Source organism: Mycobacterium sp. 29Ha, assembly GCF_032883055.1.
Lineage (GTDB): Bacteria > Actinomycetota > Actinomycetes > Mycobacteriales > Mycobacteriaceae > Mycobacterium > Mycobacterium gallinarum.
Genome location: NZ_JAMQTI010000018.1, coordinates 25972 through 40783, shown reverse-complemented (window position 1 = coordinate 40783; position 14812 = coordinate 25972). Strand labels below are relative to the sequence as shown.

Below are 14812 nucleotides of genomic sequence, written 5' to 3'. Positions count from 1 at the left end.
TCAGTTCCCTGTCCGTGGGAGCCCGTTGACGTCAGTTGACCCGATCCTGACTCAGCTGAGCGAGCTGTTCGGTGACGGCACACAGATCGGGCAGCATCGCTGGGTTCAACGTCTGGATCGACCAAGTGATGACATCGCCACCTTTGGCCACGTAGATGCTGCAGGCGTTGCCGTCGTAGGCCTTGAAGCCCTTGTTGCCGTCCAGCGACAGTTCGGTCAGCGTGCGTCCGGCCGTTTGTTCCAGCGACCGCTCGGTGTCCATATCGCTGCCGCGGTACCACCACGTCGAGATCCCCATGCCCGCGCCGACGGTGCCGAAGACCGAATTCTCCTGCCAGAAGCAGCCGGCGTCACTGACGACGGACTTGGTGAACTTGCCCTGCCCGACGGCGGCTGTGATGTCGGCGTCGGTGACGCCGTTGCAGTCGCCGCTGCGAAAGCCCGCGCCGGGGGCGCCCGCGGCCGGGGCCGACGGCGCCGCACTCCGCTCCGACGAGTCCGACGGGCCGCAGCCGGACAATGCCATCGCCACCGCGATCGCCGCCACCGCCCACCGAACCGCTTGCCTCGCAGTCATCACATATCCGATCGCAGGGTCGCCGAGAGCAACTTCTCGGCATCCGGGCACGGATCGGACCCACGGGTGTCGCCGCGGAACTGCACCCACCAGCTCAACACCCCGGTGCCTGCCGCGGCCGTGGCCGAGCACGCCGCACCGGTGGTGTTGCGCGTTGCCAGGAAGGCCTCGTGCCGTTCGATGTCTGCATCGGTGATCGTCGCGCCCCGTTCCGTGGCCAGCTCCCGCTCACGCTCGAGGCTGCCGGATTCGAACCAGGAAAACGTCACGTCGATCGTCATGTCGCCGCGCGCCAGCACGTACTGACACACCGCACCGCTGTAGGGACGAACCACATGATCCGCGGCCAGCGCTTCTTGAACGGTGCCGTCGAGCAACAGTCCGCAGCGGTCGTCGGCATAGCCATAGCTACGGGTGGGATCGGGTACGGCGGGATACGCCCGTAGCGCGGTACCGCCGACGGTCGAAGAACATCCCACAACGATCGCCGCCACTGTGACCGCCGTGACAGCAACCTGATTGACACGCCAACGCATCGCACATGACACGCTACCCAGCGACGTCGCGGTTGGCGACTTGGACGAACCTTGCCTGGACCTGGACTCCAGCCCGTAGTCTCTCCACATGATCTGGAGTCTTGTGGTCCGGGCCGTGCCGGCATGTCTCATTGCCCTGCCCGTAGCGATGACTGTCGGAGTTCCCGGCGCGAACGCTCAACCGCCCGGCGTCTGCAATCCATACCTGCGTCAGTGCGCAGGCAACGTCGTCGTAGGTGACGACGTCCAGGGCGACACCCACATCATTGGTAGCGGCAACAAACAGACGATCGACTGCAACAACCGCACCCTGCTGGTGAACGGCGGCGGCAACGAGATCACCGCGCTGGGCACCTGCTGGGCGGTGACCGTGCAGGGCAACGGGAACCTCATCGTCGCTGACAACATCATCAACGACGTGACGGTCTACGGCTGGGATCAGACCGTTCTGTACAAGAACGGCGCACCGAAAATCTGGGATCGCGGCCGCGAATTGGGCATGACGAACAACGTGAACAGGTTGGTCGGATGAGGCGCGCATCGGCCCTGGCCGTCGCCGTTGTTGCGACCGCCGTGGTGCTCGCGGGCTGCGGCTCGGAGAGCTCGGACACCACGACACCGTCGGCGACCGCCGGCAGTTCCGGTGCACAGGTCGAGGTCGGCAACACCATCAACTACGGGTCGTTCGGCACCACCGCCGACATCGACTGCGCAGATGGCAAGTCGCTCAACATCGGTGGTTCGAACAACACATTGACCGTCAAGGGCACTTGCGCCAACGTGAACATCGGCGGCGCCGACAACAAGGTCACCTTCGACCGCATCGACAAAGAGATCAGCGTCGTCGGCCTGAACAACACCGTGACCTACAAGGACGGTGAGCCGAAGATCAACGACACCGGGTCGAACAACAAGATCGGCAAGGGGTAGCGCTCTCCCGCTAGGCGCTCGCGCCGTGCCTGCCCGCTCCCGCCGCGAATCGTGCGGCGCCCTCCAGTGATTCGGCGGCCACCTTCGACATGCTGCCGAACTCGAAGTCCATCGCGTCGGCTTCCGCCTCGCCCCACTGATGGAGCATCGACAGGCGATCCGCGCGCATGCACTGCTGAGGTAGTGCGGCGAGTTCGGCCGCGAGCTCCTCGGCCCGTTGGCGCGCTTCGCCTTTCGGCACGACGCGGTTCGCCAGGCCAATGGCGAAGGCCTCGTCGGCGGCGACCGCGCGTCCGGTGAGTATGAGATCCATGGCCCGGCTGTGACCGACAATCCGCGGCAGTCGCACGGTGCCGCCGTCGATCAGTGGCACACCCCAGCGGCGGCAGAAGACACCCATGATGGCGTCCTGTTCGACCACTCGCATGTCGCACCACAGCGCCAGTTCCAGACCACCCGCGACGGCGTGGCCACTGACCGCGGCAATCACGGGCTTCGAAAGCACCATCCGGCTCGGCCCCATCGGCCCGGGGCCGCTGCGGTGCACGGGGTTGGCGTCCGGGGTTCCGAACGCCTTGAGATCGGCTCCGGCACAGAAGGTTCCGTTGTCACCCCAGAGCACGGCGACGGCGGCCGAGTCGTCCTTGTCGAATTCGTCGAATGCAGCATACAGTCCGGCGGCCGCAGGCCCGTTGACCGCGTTGCGCGCCTCCGGCCGATTCATGATCACCGTCGTCACCGGACCGTTCTTCTCGACCCGCACGCCACCTGTCATGTCGCCTCCATCAATTCGTTGTCGCGCCGCGAAATCAGCTCCGCGGCGAATTCGTGGTACGCGTCACGCAAGGCCGCGCCCGGCCACCCATCGGGCAGCAGCTCGGGCGGCAGCACCGGATCGGTGAGCAAGTGCCGGACCATGGCCGCCGCGGCGACGAAACGGCCGGGAACATCAGCGGCCGCGCCCATTTCGTCAAGCAACTCGTGGCCAACCCGTGCCCACCCGGGCAGATCCCACAGCCGGGTGGCGAGTTCGACGGGGTGGTCGTCGCGGCAGCGTAGCTCCCTCCCCTTTTGTCGGACCTCGCCCGGAAGGACGGTGTCGAGGTTGTCGGGTCGCAACCACACTCCCTCGCGAAGCTCTCCGAACCTGTTGTGCTGCAGGGTGGTTCGCAGCGCAGCCCGAGTCCGGGCATCGGTGCCGACACTGGTGATCACCAGGGTCGTCCAGGTGCCGTCCCACGTTCGCAGCGCTGGGTTGATCGCGTCGTCTTGGCGACGCTGCCTGACCAGCAGCCGGTCGGACAGCCGGTAACCGTCTTCGGATCGCACCAGGTCACCGGCGCTCACCATCCTGGTCAGCGCCACCCGCACGGTGGGTTCTTTGATGTCGAAATCGGCGGTGAGCCTGATGAGTTCACTCGCGGTGGCCCACGCCGGATGCGCCCCGAGAAGCACGCTCAGCACGACCGAGCGGGCCGTCATCCGCGAGGGCAGTGGCATCGTCAGACCCCGGACGCCTTCCGACCATGATCGCCGAACGGCTCGTCGCGCTGGCGCACCGCCTCCCGGAAACCGTGTTCGCGGGACTGAGCGACGAACGCATGTCCCTCCGGGGTGTGCCGCGCGATGCCGTCGAAGATCGTCGAAACCATCGCGCTGTTGGCGGTGCCCTGGTTGAGCAACGCGGAGTTCATCGCGAGCTTCACCATGATCAGCTGGTTGATCGGGACTGCGGCGATACGTTCGACCAGCCGTTCCGTGCGTTCGTCGAGATCCTCCGGTGCGGGTGCCTCGACCGCGAGTCCCCATTCGGCGGCTTGGGCTCCGGTGATGGAATCACCGGTCAGCAGAAGGCGTTTGGCGCGCTGATCGCCGAGGCGGTGGGCCCACATGCCGGCGGCGGGGACACCCCAGACCCGGGTGGGCGGATAACCGATCTTGGCATCCGCGGCTGCGATCACCTGATCGGCGTGCAGCGCGATGTCGGTGCCGCCCGCGACGCAGTAACCGTGGATCTTGGCGACCGTCGGCTTGTCCGCGTGCAGCAGGCTGGAGAAGCCGCGAACGAAGCGGCTCATCATCTGGTAGTCGATCATCGGATCCCACGGCTGATCGGGCAGATGATTGACGGCCTGCGTCTTACCCGACAGCACGGTGTCTTTGTAGGGACTGCCGCCGCCCGCCGACGAGGAGCCCTCGGCGTATGCGGACAGGTCGAAACCTGCGCAAAACCCTTCGCCGCGACCGGAAACCAGGATCACGTGCACGTTGGGGTCGAGATCCGCGCGCTCGACGAGGGCGGACAGCTCCAGCGGTGTGTCCGCAACGATCGCGTTGCCCTTCTCGGGCCGGTTGAACGTGATGCGGGCAACCCGATCGGTGACCTCATAGGTCATCGTCTTCAGGTTGTCGAAATCCACCGGCCGAATCGCGTGTGTCATCCCTTCACCAAAGCACGCTCGAGGATCGGCGCGAGATCCAGTCCGGTGGGCATGGTCCCGAAGGCGCCGCCCCACTGCCCGCCGAGCCGCGTCGCCAGGAATGCTTCGGCGACGGCGGGATGGCCGTGGCGCACCAGCAGCGCTCCCTGCAGCGCCAGGCTGATGTCCTCGGCGACCTTGCGGGCGCGGTACTGGATTGTCTCGAGATCCCCCAGCTCGGGCCGTAGCCGGTCGACGTGGGCATCCAGGCGTCGATCCTGGCCCGCCGTGCGGGACAGCTCGTCGAACAGCACGTCGACGCACTCCGGTCGGGTTGCCATGGCGCGCAACGTGTCCAGCGCGCTGACGTTGCCCGACCCCTCCCAGATTCCCATCAGCGGGGCCTCGCGGTACAGCCTGGGCATCCCGGACTCCTCGACGTAGCCGTTGCCGCCAAGGCATTCCATCGCTTCGGCGGCGTGCGGGGTGGCCCGCTTGCACACCCAGTACTTGCCCGCCGCCAGGCCGATGCGGCGCAGCAGCGTCTCCCGCTCGTCACCGCGCACCGCGGCATCGGTGGCACCGGCCATGCGCATCGCAAGGATGGTCGCCGCCTCGGCCTCGACCGCAAGGTCGGCCAGCACGTTGCGCATCAGCGGCTGGTCGATCAGGTACTCGCCGAACGCCTTTCGGTGCTGAGCATGGTGTATTGCGCGGGCCAGGCCACTGCGCATACTCGTCGCGCTGCCCAGTGTGCAGTCCAGCCGGGTGAGGTTCACCATCTCGATGATGGTGGGCACGCCGCGGCCTTCCTCGCCGACAAGCCATGCGGTGGCGCCGTCGTATTCGACTTCACTCGAGGCGTTTGCGTGGTTGCCGAGCTTGTCCTTGAGGCGCTGCAGCAACATCCGGTTGCGGCTGCCGTCGGGCAGAATGCGCGGCAGGAAGAAGCAGGACAGACCCTTCGGCGCTTGCGCGAGAACGAGGAAGACGTCGCACATCGGCGCCGAGGTGAACCACTTGTGGCCCGTCAGGCTGTAGCTTCCGTCGGCGTTCCGGGTTGCCTGCGTCGTGCCCGCGCGCACATCGGAACCGCCCTGCTTCTCGGTCATCGACATGCCTGCGGTGATACCGGCTTTCGTCGTCGGCACCTTCAGCTCGGGGTCGTAATGGCGGCTGGTCAGCAGCGGCTCGTAGAGCTTGGCGAGTTCGGCGTTGTTGCGCAGCGCGGGCACGACGGCGTACGTCATCGAGATCGGGCAGATGTGGCCGGGTTCGGGCGTCCACACCGACGTCTTGGCGGCGCGCACGACGTGGGCACCGGCGCGCTCGTCGGCCCAGGGCGCGGCATGCAGACCGTGGCCGATCGCCGTCGTCATCAGCTCGTGGTAGGCGGGGTCGTACTCGACCTCGTCGATCCGGTGGCCGAACCGGTCGTGCGTGCGCAGGATCGGCTGGTTGCGGTCCGCGAGCTCACCGGCGCGCTGCGCCTGCTTCGAACCCGAGAGCGCACCGAGATCGGTCACCTCGTCGAGGCCCCACTCGCCCCCCTCGCGGATCAGCGCCTCGGTGAGCACCGGGGAGGTGGCCGGGTTGTAGTCCTCCAGCGGCGGAACCTGATTGGTGACGACGTGCGTGTCTGACATGCCGCCGATATTACACTTTTCCGACAGTCGAACAAGAGTCGTAATATCTACTGTTCAGCGATTGAGGCGCGATGCGACAACCTTGAGCGCCTGCTCGGCGGACGAGAAGAACGACCCGAGGTGCCCCTGACCGGCGATCACGTCGACGCTCGCATGAAGAGCCTCTGCGTCAGCACGCACGTGCGGCACGATCCAGTCCTCGGATCCCACGTAATACGTGGCAGGGCAGCCAACCGTCACGGGGTTGATGTACCGCGTGGGACGCAGAGAGCCCTCGATCGCGGCCGCCACCGCGTACGGGTCGTTGCCTGCCTCGAACATCTTCTGGAGGCCGAGATCGGTGACACCGAGCGCGCGCCACAAGGCCGACCAATCGCCGCGCCGCAAGAAATTCGCCAGCGGGCGCAACAGCCTGTCGGCTTCCTCTTCGTGGGCATGCATCGCGTAGGCGGCGACCACAACGTGGTTCACCCGGTCGGGGTGGCGGCTGGCGAGGTTGCAGGCCAGCCATCCGCCGCGCGAATACCCCCAGGCGGTGACGCGGTCGATCCCCTCGGCATCGAGAACCGCGACAAGGTCGGCCGTCACCCCCGCGGCGTCGTAGGCGTCCGCGTCGCGCGGGGTGTCGCTGGCCCCATGCCCGAGCGGATCGACATTGATGACACGCCATTCCCGCGCGAGAGCCGCGGCGTATCCGAAGTCGCGCCAGTGCCGTGCCGCGCACAACGTCCCGGCGATCAGCAGCAGAGGGGGTCCGTCGCCGTCCACGGTGTAGTCGATCCGGAAGCCGCGCGACTCGACAGCCATGCACGGATCAGATCACGGATCGGGCACCGGGCTCGAAAGATTCTCCTCAGCCGGCCGTCGGCGCGCCCGCCGCGCCTCGTGGCGGTTGAGCAGAAGGATCATCACCACGGCCAGCACCCAGCCCAGCAGGATGTCGATCACGTAGTGCTCGGCGGTGTACACCAGCGTGAACGCCATGATCAGCGGATAGATCACCAGCACCGGCCGCCACCCGCGGTGCACCCGGTTCCACAGGAACATCGCCACCGCCGCGGTCATGCCCGCGTGCAGGGACGGAATGGCCGCGACGAGGTTGACGCTGGCCTGACCTTGGTCGAGCAGCGCCGTCGCCGAGTGCAGGTTCAGGTTGCCCCACCCGCGCCCGACGATCCTTTCGATCCAGTTGTTCGCGCCATCCTGCGTGGACTGCATTGCCCCGAGCACACCACCGTCGGGCACACCGCGCGCCGATCTGAACATGCACCGCGGGTTGGCGGGGCCGCCGGTGACGTCGGCCGCGGTGCAGCGGGCGGCTGCCCACGGCGGTGCGGCCGGCAGCGTCGCGTAAATCGCCAGCCCAACGACATTGAGCCCGACGAACAGCTTGACGAATGACTTCCATTCCTCGCGATCCCGCAGCCAGAGCACCGCGGCGACCACGTAGGGAAGGATGAAGAAGGACATGTAGACGCTGCTGATTACCACTTCCCACCAGGGCGGCTCGGGGAGCTTCAGCTGCTCCTGCAGCCACACCGTCGGCATCGTCCCGGCGAACAGCCAGCGGTCGACGTCGGCGGGCCATTCCCATAGCGTCGGCCGGCCGATCATGTCGGCCGCTCCCCTGCTCAGGTCGTAGGCGATGAGCACCAAGGCGAACGGCAGCCAGTCCCGGATGATGTAGAGCATGCGGCGGCCCTGACCGATGCTGGCGGCCGCCAGGCCCGTGCACACGTAAAGCAGCACCAGTTCGCGGTTGAACGCGAAGCCGTCGGTTGCGGTGCGATAGATGACGGCCGCCGCCCAGATCGCGACGGCGACCCAGCGCGTGATCCGCAGCCATCGGGATCGATCCGGCCCCGGAGTGGGCTCGATCGTGTCCAAGGCGCGCGGCGGCGCAATTGACGACTCGTCAATGGCGGACACAAACAGCCCCTCGCATGCCGGTCGGCGATCGGTACCGCCTGTTTCGTCGAGAGCCTAGTTAACCGGCCGTCCACCCGAAATTTGAATCACGTTTTCGTTATGCCACCGTGGCGCCCGGACCACTCCCGTTGGGCCTTACGGCGCTGGTCAGCCCAGGTGTTCGCGCAGGAACGCGATGTCGTCCTTGCGCCCCGCGTCGGCAGTCTCACAGATGACCGGGGCGTCGGCGGCGCCGACCACCGCGACAAGCAACTGCGGGTCGATCTGACCGGTGCCGAAATTGGCGTGCCGGTCGGCGCCCGACCCTGCGGCGTCACGGGAGTCGTTGCAATGCACCAGGTCGATGCGGCCGGTGAGCGCCTTGATGCGGGCGACGGCGTCGATCAGCTCTTCACCCGCCGCCCAGGCGTGGCAGGTGTCCAGACAGAACCCGATGCCGGTATCGCCGATGCGGTCCCACAGCCGCCCGATGACGTCGAAGTGCCGGGCCATCGCGTGCTCACCCCCCGCGGTGTTCTCCAGGTAGACCGGCACATCGGTCTCGAGGTAGTCCAGCGCCTTGACCCAGCGTTCGAAGCCGGCCTCGTAGTCTTTGTCGTCGGCGTGGCCACCGTGCACGATCACCGCCGTCGCATTGATCTCCGATGCGGCATCGCAGGTGTCCTGCAGGATCTTGCGCGACGGGATGCGCACCCGATTGTTGGCCGAAGCCACGTTGATCAAGTACGGCGCGTGGACGTACAGCGGCATGCTGGCCGCCTTGAGCACGTCGGCGTCCTCACGGGGTTTGGGCTTCTTCCAGCTCTGCGGATTGCCGAGGAAGAACTGCACCACGTCGGCACCGTCGGCCGCCGCGTCGGCCAGGGGGTCGTCTCCGTGAACATGCGAACCAATAAGCACGCCACGAGTTTAGGCGCGTGGGCCGACAGCGCGACTCACCCCCACGTCTGGCGGATCGCTTGCCGATCGACCGCCTGCGCCAACCGCCTGAGCCGCTCGCGCGCACCCCACCAATTGATCAACAACCAGATCGCCAAGAGCTCGCACAGCGAGGCGATCACCCAGTGATATCCATTTCGGCCGGTCACGATCGCCGCGATCCCGAGCACGATGAGGAAGGCGGCGAGTACCGCCCTGACCCAGTTCTCCCTGCGTGAACTCGTGAGCCGCCTGCGCCACAATTCAGGCTCGATCGCGGCGGGCATCTCGCTGGTCCTCAGCGTCCGGTGGTATTCGACGTACTGGTCGTACGACGCGAAGTTGCGGCGCAGGTCGCGGTCCTCGCCGAGCAGTGCCCACGCCAGGCCGACCAGCGCCGCGACACCGGCGGCGATCGGAAGGGGCATGATCCACGGCCCGCCGAAGACGAGGGTGCCGAGGTCGACGATCAGCATCACCAGAAACGCCCCGGCGAACCACATGAGAAAGCCCGAGGTCAGTCGGCCGGCCGGCGAGGACTCGAACACGCCCTCCGTCATCAACGTCCTGGGGGCGGCGGCGGCCGGTGGGGTGGTCGGCTCGCCGCGGCGTTCGATGGCGGCGCTCAGTTGTTTGATCCCCGCGCCCCGACGCACCACCACGACGACGCCCCATCCCAAAGTCAGGGCGAACAGCGCGACGGGAAGCCAGCGGTACGGCGACTCGCTGCCCATGCCGGTGAACAAGCCGAGCACCACGAATGGCAGGACGCACAGCGCCGCCGCGCCGTTGGCCATCTCGCTGCCGTGCAGCCAGCGCGCCCACTCGTCGACGTCGGCGCCCTTGGGGAGCTTGCCGGTCCGAAGCGCGCGGCGGTACTCCGTGATGCATTCGACGGTGCCGAACTTGCTGTGGATGCGGTGATCCGCGACCGCGGTGACGACCGATCCCAAGACGCACGCCACACCGACGGGCACGGACATCCGAACGCTGTCAGCCGGGAGGAGACGCAGGATGAGGCCGAAGTAAGCGAGCCAGCCGACGCCGATGGCCGCGGCGCGCGCAATCAGCGGCAGCCGGAACCAAGTCGTCATCCATCGAGTGTGGCCGATGAGTTCCGTCCGCGCCCCTGGTCTACCCGGTTATGCGCAATGACGTCTGGCCGCTGGTGCATGCCGAGCGTGCGGCCATGATCGACGATCTCGCTCGCCTCGACGACACCGCGTGGGAGCAGCCCTCCCTCTGCGCCGGGTGGACGGTGCACGACGTGGCGGCCCATCTGGTTGACGTCGCGCGCTCGACCCGGCTCGGCTTCGCCGTCGACATGGTTCGCGCGGGGTTCGACTTCGACCGGCAGAACACCCGCGGCATCCAGCGCGCACGCGGCGGTACACCCGCGGAGACATTGCAGCGGTTGCGCGCGGTGGCGACGCGGACGTCGATCCCGATCGCGCCGCTGGACACCCGGCTCGTCGAAGAGGTCGTGCACGGCGAGGACATCCGTCGGCCGCTGGGCATCACCCACACCTATGCGCAGGACGCGGTTGTCCGGTCGCTGCGCCAACAGGTCCGTACCTCAACGGCTTTCGGTGGCGCCAAAGAACTCGTCGCCGGTGTGCGGCTGGTCGCGACAGATGCGGACGTCATCATCGGCGACGGTCCCGAGGTGGCCGGATCCGCGCTGGCGCTCCTGCTGACGGTCTCCGGCAGACGGGTGGCTGCGCGCGAGCTCGACGGTCCGGGTATCGCGACGCTCACTTCAGCGTCATAGGAACACCGCGTCGAGTGTGGGCTTGTGTCACGCGAAATGGGCGCAAACCGTGCGGGTAACCCACGTTCGCGCGGAGGAGTCGCACGAAAAAGCCCCCGCACATGGCGGGGGCTTTTCCGTAGTGACTTAGCGGTAGTCGCTGTACCCGTAGTCGTCCAACGGCACTGCGGCACCGGTCGCCTGACCGAAGTCCGGGCTGTAGTACTGATCCTCGTAGGACGGGATCGTGTACGCCGCGGCCCGAGCTTCCTCGGTCGGCTGCACCTGGATGTTGCGGTACCGGTTGATGCCGGTACCGGCCGGGATCAGCTTGCCGATGATCACGTTTTCCTTCAGACCCTGCAGCTTGTCGCTGCGGCAGTTGATCGCCGCATCGGTGAGCACGCGAGTGGTCTCCTGGAACGACGCCGCCGACAGCCACGAATCCGTGGCCAGCGATGCCTTCGTGATACCCATCAGCACCGGACGACCCGCCGCGGGCTCGCCGCCCTCGGCGACCACCCGACGGTTCTCGGTCTCGAACTCGCCACGCTCGGTCAGCGAGCCGGGCAGGAACTCCGTCGCACCCGAATCGATGATCGTGACGCGACGCAGCATCTGCCGGACGATGACCTCGATGTGCTTGTCGTGGATCGACACGCCCTGAGCGCGGTAGACCTCCTGGACCTCCTTGACGAGGTGGATCTGCACCTCGCGGGGGCCCTGGACACGAAGCACCTCGTGCGGGTCAGCGGAGCCTTCCATCAGCTGCTGGCCCACCTCGACGTGGTCGCCGTCGGACAGCAACCGCTCGGTGCCGTCGTCGTGCTTGAAGACCTTCAGGCGCTGACGACGAGACAGCTTGTCGTACACCACTTCTTCGCCACCGTCATCCGGGATGATGGTGATCTTGTAGAAGCGCTCGCCCTCTTCGAGTTGCACGCGCCCGGTGACGTCGGCAATAGGCGCCTTGTCACGCGGGATGCGGGCCTCGAACAGCTCCTGCACACGAGGCAGACCACCGACGATGTCGCTGCCGCCGGAGACGCCGCCCTGGTGGAACGTACGCATGGTCAGCTGCGTTCCGGGCTCACCGATGGACTGAGCGGCCACGATGCCGACCGCCTCGCCGATGTCGACCAGCTTGCCCGTCGCCATCGAGCGGCCGTAGCACATCGCACACACGCCGGTGCCCGTCGCACAGGTCAGCACGGAGCGGACCTTCACCTCGGTGACACCCGCGGCCAGCAGAGCCTCGATCGCCGGGTCGCCCAGGTCGTGACCGCGCTCGACGATCACGTTGCCCTTGGCGTCGACGGCGTCGGTGGCCAGCGTCCGCGCGTAGGCGGACGTCTCGATGTGCTGATCACGGACCAGCGTCTTGTCCTGCATCTCGGCCAGCGTGATGTTGACGCCACGCTCGGTCTCGCAGTCCGTCTCGCGAACGATGACGTCCTGCGACACGTCGACCAGACGACGGGTCAGGTAACCCGAGTCGGCGGTACGAAGAGCGGTGTCCGCCAGACCCTTTCGGGCGCCGTGGGTGTTGATGAAGTACTCCAGCACCGTCAGGCCCTCACGGAACGAGGACTTGATCGGCCGCGGGATGAACTCACCCTTCGGGTTGGTCACCAGACCCTTCATGCCCGCAAGCGTGCGGGTCTGGGTCAGGTTGCCCGTGGCGCCGGACTTCACGATCGTGATGATCGGGTTGTCCTCGGGGTAGTAGGCCTCCAGAGCCTTACCGACCTCTTCGGTGGCGTCCTGCCAGATCTTCACCAACGCTTCGTTGCGCTCGTCGTGGTTGAGCGCGCCGCGCTGGTACTGCTTCTCGATCCGGTCGGCCTCGAGCTCGTGACGCTCCAGGATCTCCTGCTTCTGCGGCGGCACCAGCACGTCGGCCATTGACACGGTGACACCCGAACGGGTGGCCCAGTAGAAGCCGGCGTCCTTGAGCTTGTCCACCGTCTGCGCGACGACGATCATCGGGTAGCGCTCGGCCAGATCGTTGACGATCCGCGCCTGCACCTTCTTGTGCATCTGCTCGTTGACGAACGGATACGCAGTCGGGAGCAATTCGTTGAACAGCACCCGGCCCAGCGTGGTGTCGGCCGTCCAGGCGTCGCCCGGCTTCCAGCCGTCCTCGAAGAGTTCGGCTTCGATATCGGCCGGCGGACGCAGCTGGGTCAGCCGCACGCGGATGTTGGCGCGGACCGACAGTGAGCCGCGGTCCATCGCCATGATGGCCTCGGCCGGTGAGCTGTACACACCGAACTCGGCCTTGTCCTTTGCCGACGACTGATGCTCGCCGGTGTCGCCCTCGATCATGGTGGTCAGGAAGTACAGACCCGTCACCATGTCCAGTCGCGGCATGGCCAGGGGGCGGCCCGACGCCGGCGACAGGATGTTGTTCGACGACAGCATCAGGATGCGCGCCTCGGCCTGCGCCTCCGCGGACAGCGGAAGGTGCACGGCCATCTGGTCACCGTCGAAGTCTGCGTTGAACGCCTCACACACCAGCGGGTGCAGCTGAATTGCCTTGCCCTCCACCAGCTGCGGCTCGAAAGCCTGGATGCCGAGACGGTGCAGCGTCGGTGCGCGGTTCAGCAGCACCGGGTGCTCACCGATGACCTCTTCGAGGACATCCCACACCTGGGGACGCTGACGCTCGACCATGCGCTTGGCGCTCTTGATGTTCTGCGCGTGGTTCAGGTCGACCAGACGCTTCATCACGAACGGCTTGAACAGCTCGAGTGCCATCAGCTTCGGCAGACCACACTGGTGCAGCTTCAGCTGCGGGCCCACCACGATGACCGAACGGCCCGAGTAGTCGACGCGCTTGCCGAGCAGGTTCTGACGGAACCGGCCCTGCTTGCCCTTGAGCAGATCGGACAGCGACTTGAGCGGACGGTTGCCCGGTCCGGTGACCGGACGGCCGCGGCGGCCGTTGTCGAACAGCGCGTCCACCGACTCCTGAAGCATGCGCTTCTCGTTGTTGACGATGATCTCGGGTGCGCCGAGATCGATGAGTCGCTTCAACCGGTTGTTGCGGTTGATGACGCGGCGGTACAGGTCATTGAGGTCCGACGTCGCGAAGCGGCCACCGTCGAGCTGCACCATGGGGCGCAGCTCCGGCGGGATCACCGGAACCGCGTCGAGCACCATGCCCAGCGGCGAGTTGCTGTTGGACTGGAACGCCGCGACGACCTTGAGACGCTTCAGCGCGCGAAGCTTCTTCTGGCCCTTGCCACTACGGATGACCTCGCGCAGCTCCTCGGCCTCGGCGTCGATGTCGAAGGTCTCGATGAGCTTCTTGATCGCCTCCGCGCCCATGGCGCCGGTGAAGTACTCGCCGTAGCGATCGATGAGCTCGCGGTAGAGCACCTCGTCGACGATGAGCTGCTTGGGAGCCAGCTTGGTGAAGGTGGTCCAGATCTCGTCGAGCCGGTCCAGCTCACGCTGGGCGCGGTCACGGAGCTGACGCATTTCGCGCTCGCCACCGTCACGCACCTTGCGCTTGACGTCGGACTTGGCGCCCTCGTCCTCGAGCTCCTTCATGTCGGCCTCGAGCTTCTGCGCCCGGGCCTCCAGGTCGGCGTCGCGCTGATCCTCGACGGCCTTCTTCTCGACGACCATCTCGGCCTCGAGCGTGGACAGCTCGTTGTGCCGCATCTCGTCGTCGACGGCCGTGATCACGTAGGCCGCGAAGTAGATGATCTTCTCGAGATCCTTGGGCGCCAGGTCGAGCAGGTACCCGAGCCGGCTCGGCACACCCTTGAAGTACCAGATGTGCGTGACGGGCGCGGCCAGCTCGATGTGGCCCATCCGCTCACGGCGCACCTTGGCGCGAGTGACCTCGACGCCGCAGCGCTCGCAGATGATGCCCTTGAAGCGGACACGCTTGTACTTGCCGCAGTAGCACTCCCAGTCGCGAGTCGGTCCGAAGATCTTCTCGCAGAACAGGCCGTCCTTCTCTGGCTTGAGCGTGCGGTAGTTGATGGTCTCCGGCTTCTTGACCTCGCCGAAGGACCAGTTACGGATGTCGTCCGCGGTGGCAAGACCGATGCGGAGTTCATCGAAGAAGTTGACGTCTAGCACGTAACTCC

14 protein-coding genes are annotated in these 14812 nt (G+C 66.6%); 3 read left to right on the top strand and 11 right to left on the bottom strand.

Features of this window, described 5'->3' with window-relative positions; all coding sequences use genetic code 11:
- Window positions 1-31: 31 nt before the first annotated feature.
- Entirely contained in the window at window positions 32-577 is a 546-nt protein-coding gene (locus M1248_RS22025; RefSeq protein ID WP_163735360.1) for a DUF3558 domain-containing protein, read from the bottom strand.
- The gene (locus M1248_RS22020) at window positions 577-1113 is read right to left on the bottom strand and encodes a DUF3558 domain-containing protein (protein ID WP_163735355.1); all 537 of its coding nucleotides are present in this window, start codon (window positions 1111-1113) and stop codon (window positions 577-579) included. Before M1248_RS22020 ends, M1248_RS22025 begins: the two co-directional genes overlap by 1 nt.
- An 88-nt stretch (window positions 1114-1201) precedes the next feature.
- Between M1248_RS22020 and M1248_RS22015 the strand changes: the two genes are divergently transcribed.
- Both M1248_RS22015 and M1248_RS22010 read left to right on the top strand, forming a co-directional pair.
- Window positions 1202-1645: a DUF3060 domain-containing protein gene (locus M1248_RS22015; protein WP_163735348.1), complete on the top strand. Its 444-nt coding sequence runs from the start codon at window positions 1202-1204 to the stop codon at window positions 1643-1645.
- Window positions 1642-2043 carry a DUF3060 domain-containing protein gene (locus tag M1248_RS22010; RefSeq protein WP_163735345.1) on the top strand — a complete coding sequence of 134 codons (402 nt, stop codon included), beginning with the start codon at window positions 1642-1644 and terminating at the stop codon, window positions 2041-2043. Before M1248_RS22015 ends, M1248_RS22010 begins: the two co-directional genes overlap by 4 nt.
- A gap of 10 nt (window positions 2044-2053) precedes the next feature.
- Here the strand turns inward: M1248_RS22010 and M1248_RS22005 are convergent, their stop codons facing one another.
- From M1248_RS22005 to M1248_RS21970, 8 genes are all read right to left on the bottom strand, one after another.
- Window positions 2054-2818: a crotonase/enoyl-CoA hydratase family protein gene (locus M1248_RS22005; RefSeq protein WP_317149728.1), complete on the bottom strand. Its 765-nt coding sequence runs from the start codon at window positions 2816-2818 to the stop codon at window positions 2054-2056.
- Window positions 2815-3543: a PaaX family transcriptional regulator C-terminal domain-containing protein gene (locus M1248_RS22000; RefSeq protein ID WP_317149727.1), complete on the bottom strand. Its 729-nt coding sequence runs from the start codon at window positions 3541-3543 to the stop codon at window positions 2815-2817. The genes M1248_RS22005 and M1248_RS22000 overlap by 4 nt, the downstream gene beginning before the upstream one ends.
- Window positions 3544-3545: 2 nt before the next feature.
- Window positions 3546-4484 carry a crotonase/enoyl-CoA hydratase family protein gene (locus M1248_RS21995; RefSeq protein WP_163735339.1) on the bottom strand — a complete coding sequence of 313 codons (939 nt, stop codon included), beginning with the start codon at window positions 4482-4484 and terminating at the stop codon, window positions 3546-3548.
- On the bottom strand, window positions 4481-6109 hold the full coding sequence (locus tag M1248_RS21990) for an acyl-CoA dehydrogenase family protein (RefSeq protein ID WP_317149726.1): 1629 nt from the start codon (window positions 6107-6109) through the stop codon (window positions 4481-4483). The genes M1248_RS21995 and M1248_RS21990 overlap by 4 nt, the downstream gene beginning before the upstream one ends.
- A gap of 54 nt (window positions 6110-6163) precedes the next feature.
- Window positions 6164-6916, bottom strand: coding sequence for an alpha/beta fold hydrolase (locus M1248_RS21985; protein WP_317149725.1), 753 nt, complete (start codon window positions 6914-6916; stop codon window positions 6164-6166).
- Between the two features lie 12 nt (window positions 6917-6928).
- Window positions 6929-8038: a phosphatase PAP2 family protein gene (locus tag M1248_RS21980; protein WP_410506716.1), complete on the bottom strand. Its 1110-nt coding sequence runs from the start codon at window positions 8036-8038 to the stop codon at window positions 6929-6931.
- A gap of 147 nt (window positions 8039-8185) precedes the next feature.
- On the bottom strand, window positions 8186-8938 hold the full coding sequence (locus M1248_RS21975; protein ID WP_163735326.1) for a deoxyribonuclease IV: 753 nt from the start codon (window positions 8936-8938) through the stop codon (window positions 8186-8188).
- A 35-nt stretch (window positions 8939-8973) separates the two neighbouring features.
- On the bottom strand, window positions 8974-10050 hold the full coding sequence (locus M1248_RS21970; RefSeq protein ID WP_317149724.1) for a hypothetical protein: 1077 nt from the start codon (window positions 10048-10050) through the stop codon (window positions 8974-8976).
- 50 nt (window positions 10051-10100) lie between these two features.
- Between M1248_RS21970 and M1248_RS21965 the strand changes: the two genes are divergently transcribed.
- Window positions 10101-10727 carry a maleylpyruvate isomerase family mycothiol-dependent enzyme gene (locus M1248_RS21965; RefSeq protein ID WP_317149723.1) on the top strand — a complete coding sequence of 209 codons (627 nt, stop codon included), beginning with the start codon at window positions 10101-10103 and terminating at the stop codon, window positions 10725-10727.
- Window positions 10728-10853: 126 nt separating this feature from the next.
- Here the strand turns inward: M1248_RS21965 and M1248_RS21960 are convergent, their stop codons facing one another.
- Window positions 10854-14804 carry a DNA-directed RNA polymerase subunit beta' gene (locus M1248_RS21960; protein WP_163735315.1) on the bottom strand — a complete coding sequence of 1317 codons (3951 nt, stop codon included), beginning with the start codon at window positions 14802-14804 and terminating at the stop codon, window positions 10854-10856.
- Window positions 14805-14812: the final 8 nt, after the last annotated feature.

Coding starts and splice junctions, on each gene's coding strand:
- M1248_RS22025 (WP_163735360.1), bottom strand. CDS start 577: ATGACTGCGAGGCAAGCGGTTCGGTGGGCGGTGGCGGCGATCGCGGTG.
- M1248_RS22010 (WP_163735345.1), top strand. CDS start 1,642: ATGAGGCGCGCATCGGCCCTGGCCGTCGCCGTTGTTGCGACCGCCGTG.
- M1248_RS22005 (WP_317149728.1), bottom strand. CDS start 2,818: ATGACAGGTGGCGTGCGGGTCGAGAAGAACGGTCCGGTGACGACGGTG.
- M1248_RS21970 (WP_317149724.1), bottom strand. CDS start 10,050: ATGACGACTTGGTTCCGGCTGCCGCTGATTGCGCGCGCCGCGGCCATC.
- M1248_RS22000 (WP_317149727.1), bottom strand. CDS start 3,543: ATGCCACTGCCCTCGCGGATGACGGCCCGCTCGGTCGTGCTGAGCGTG.
- M1248_RS21985 (WP_317149725.1), bottom strand. CDS start 6,916: ATGGCTGTCGAGTCGCGCGGCTTCCGGATCGACTACACCGTGGACGGC.
- M1248_RS21990 (WP_317149726.1), bottom strand. CDS start 6,109: ATGTCAGACACGCACGTCGTCACCAATCAGGTTCCGCCGCTGGAGGAC.
- M1248_RS22020 (WP_163735355.1), bottom strand. CDS start 1,113: ATGCGTTGGCGTGTCAATCAGGTTGCTGTCACGGCGGTCACAGTGGCG.
- M1248_RS21965 (WP_317149723.1), top strand. CDS start 10,101: ATGCGCAATGACGTCTGGCCGCTGGTGCATGCCGAGCGTGCGGCCATG.
- M1248_RS21995 (WP_163735339.1), bottom strand. CDS start 4,484: ATGACACACGCGATTCGGCCGGTGGATTTCGACAACCTGAAGACGATG.
- M1248_RS22015 (WP_163735348.1), top strand. CDS start 1,202: ATGATCTGGAGTCTTGTGGTCCGGGCCGTGCCGGCATGTCTCATTGCC.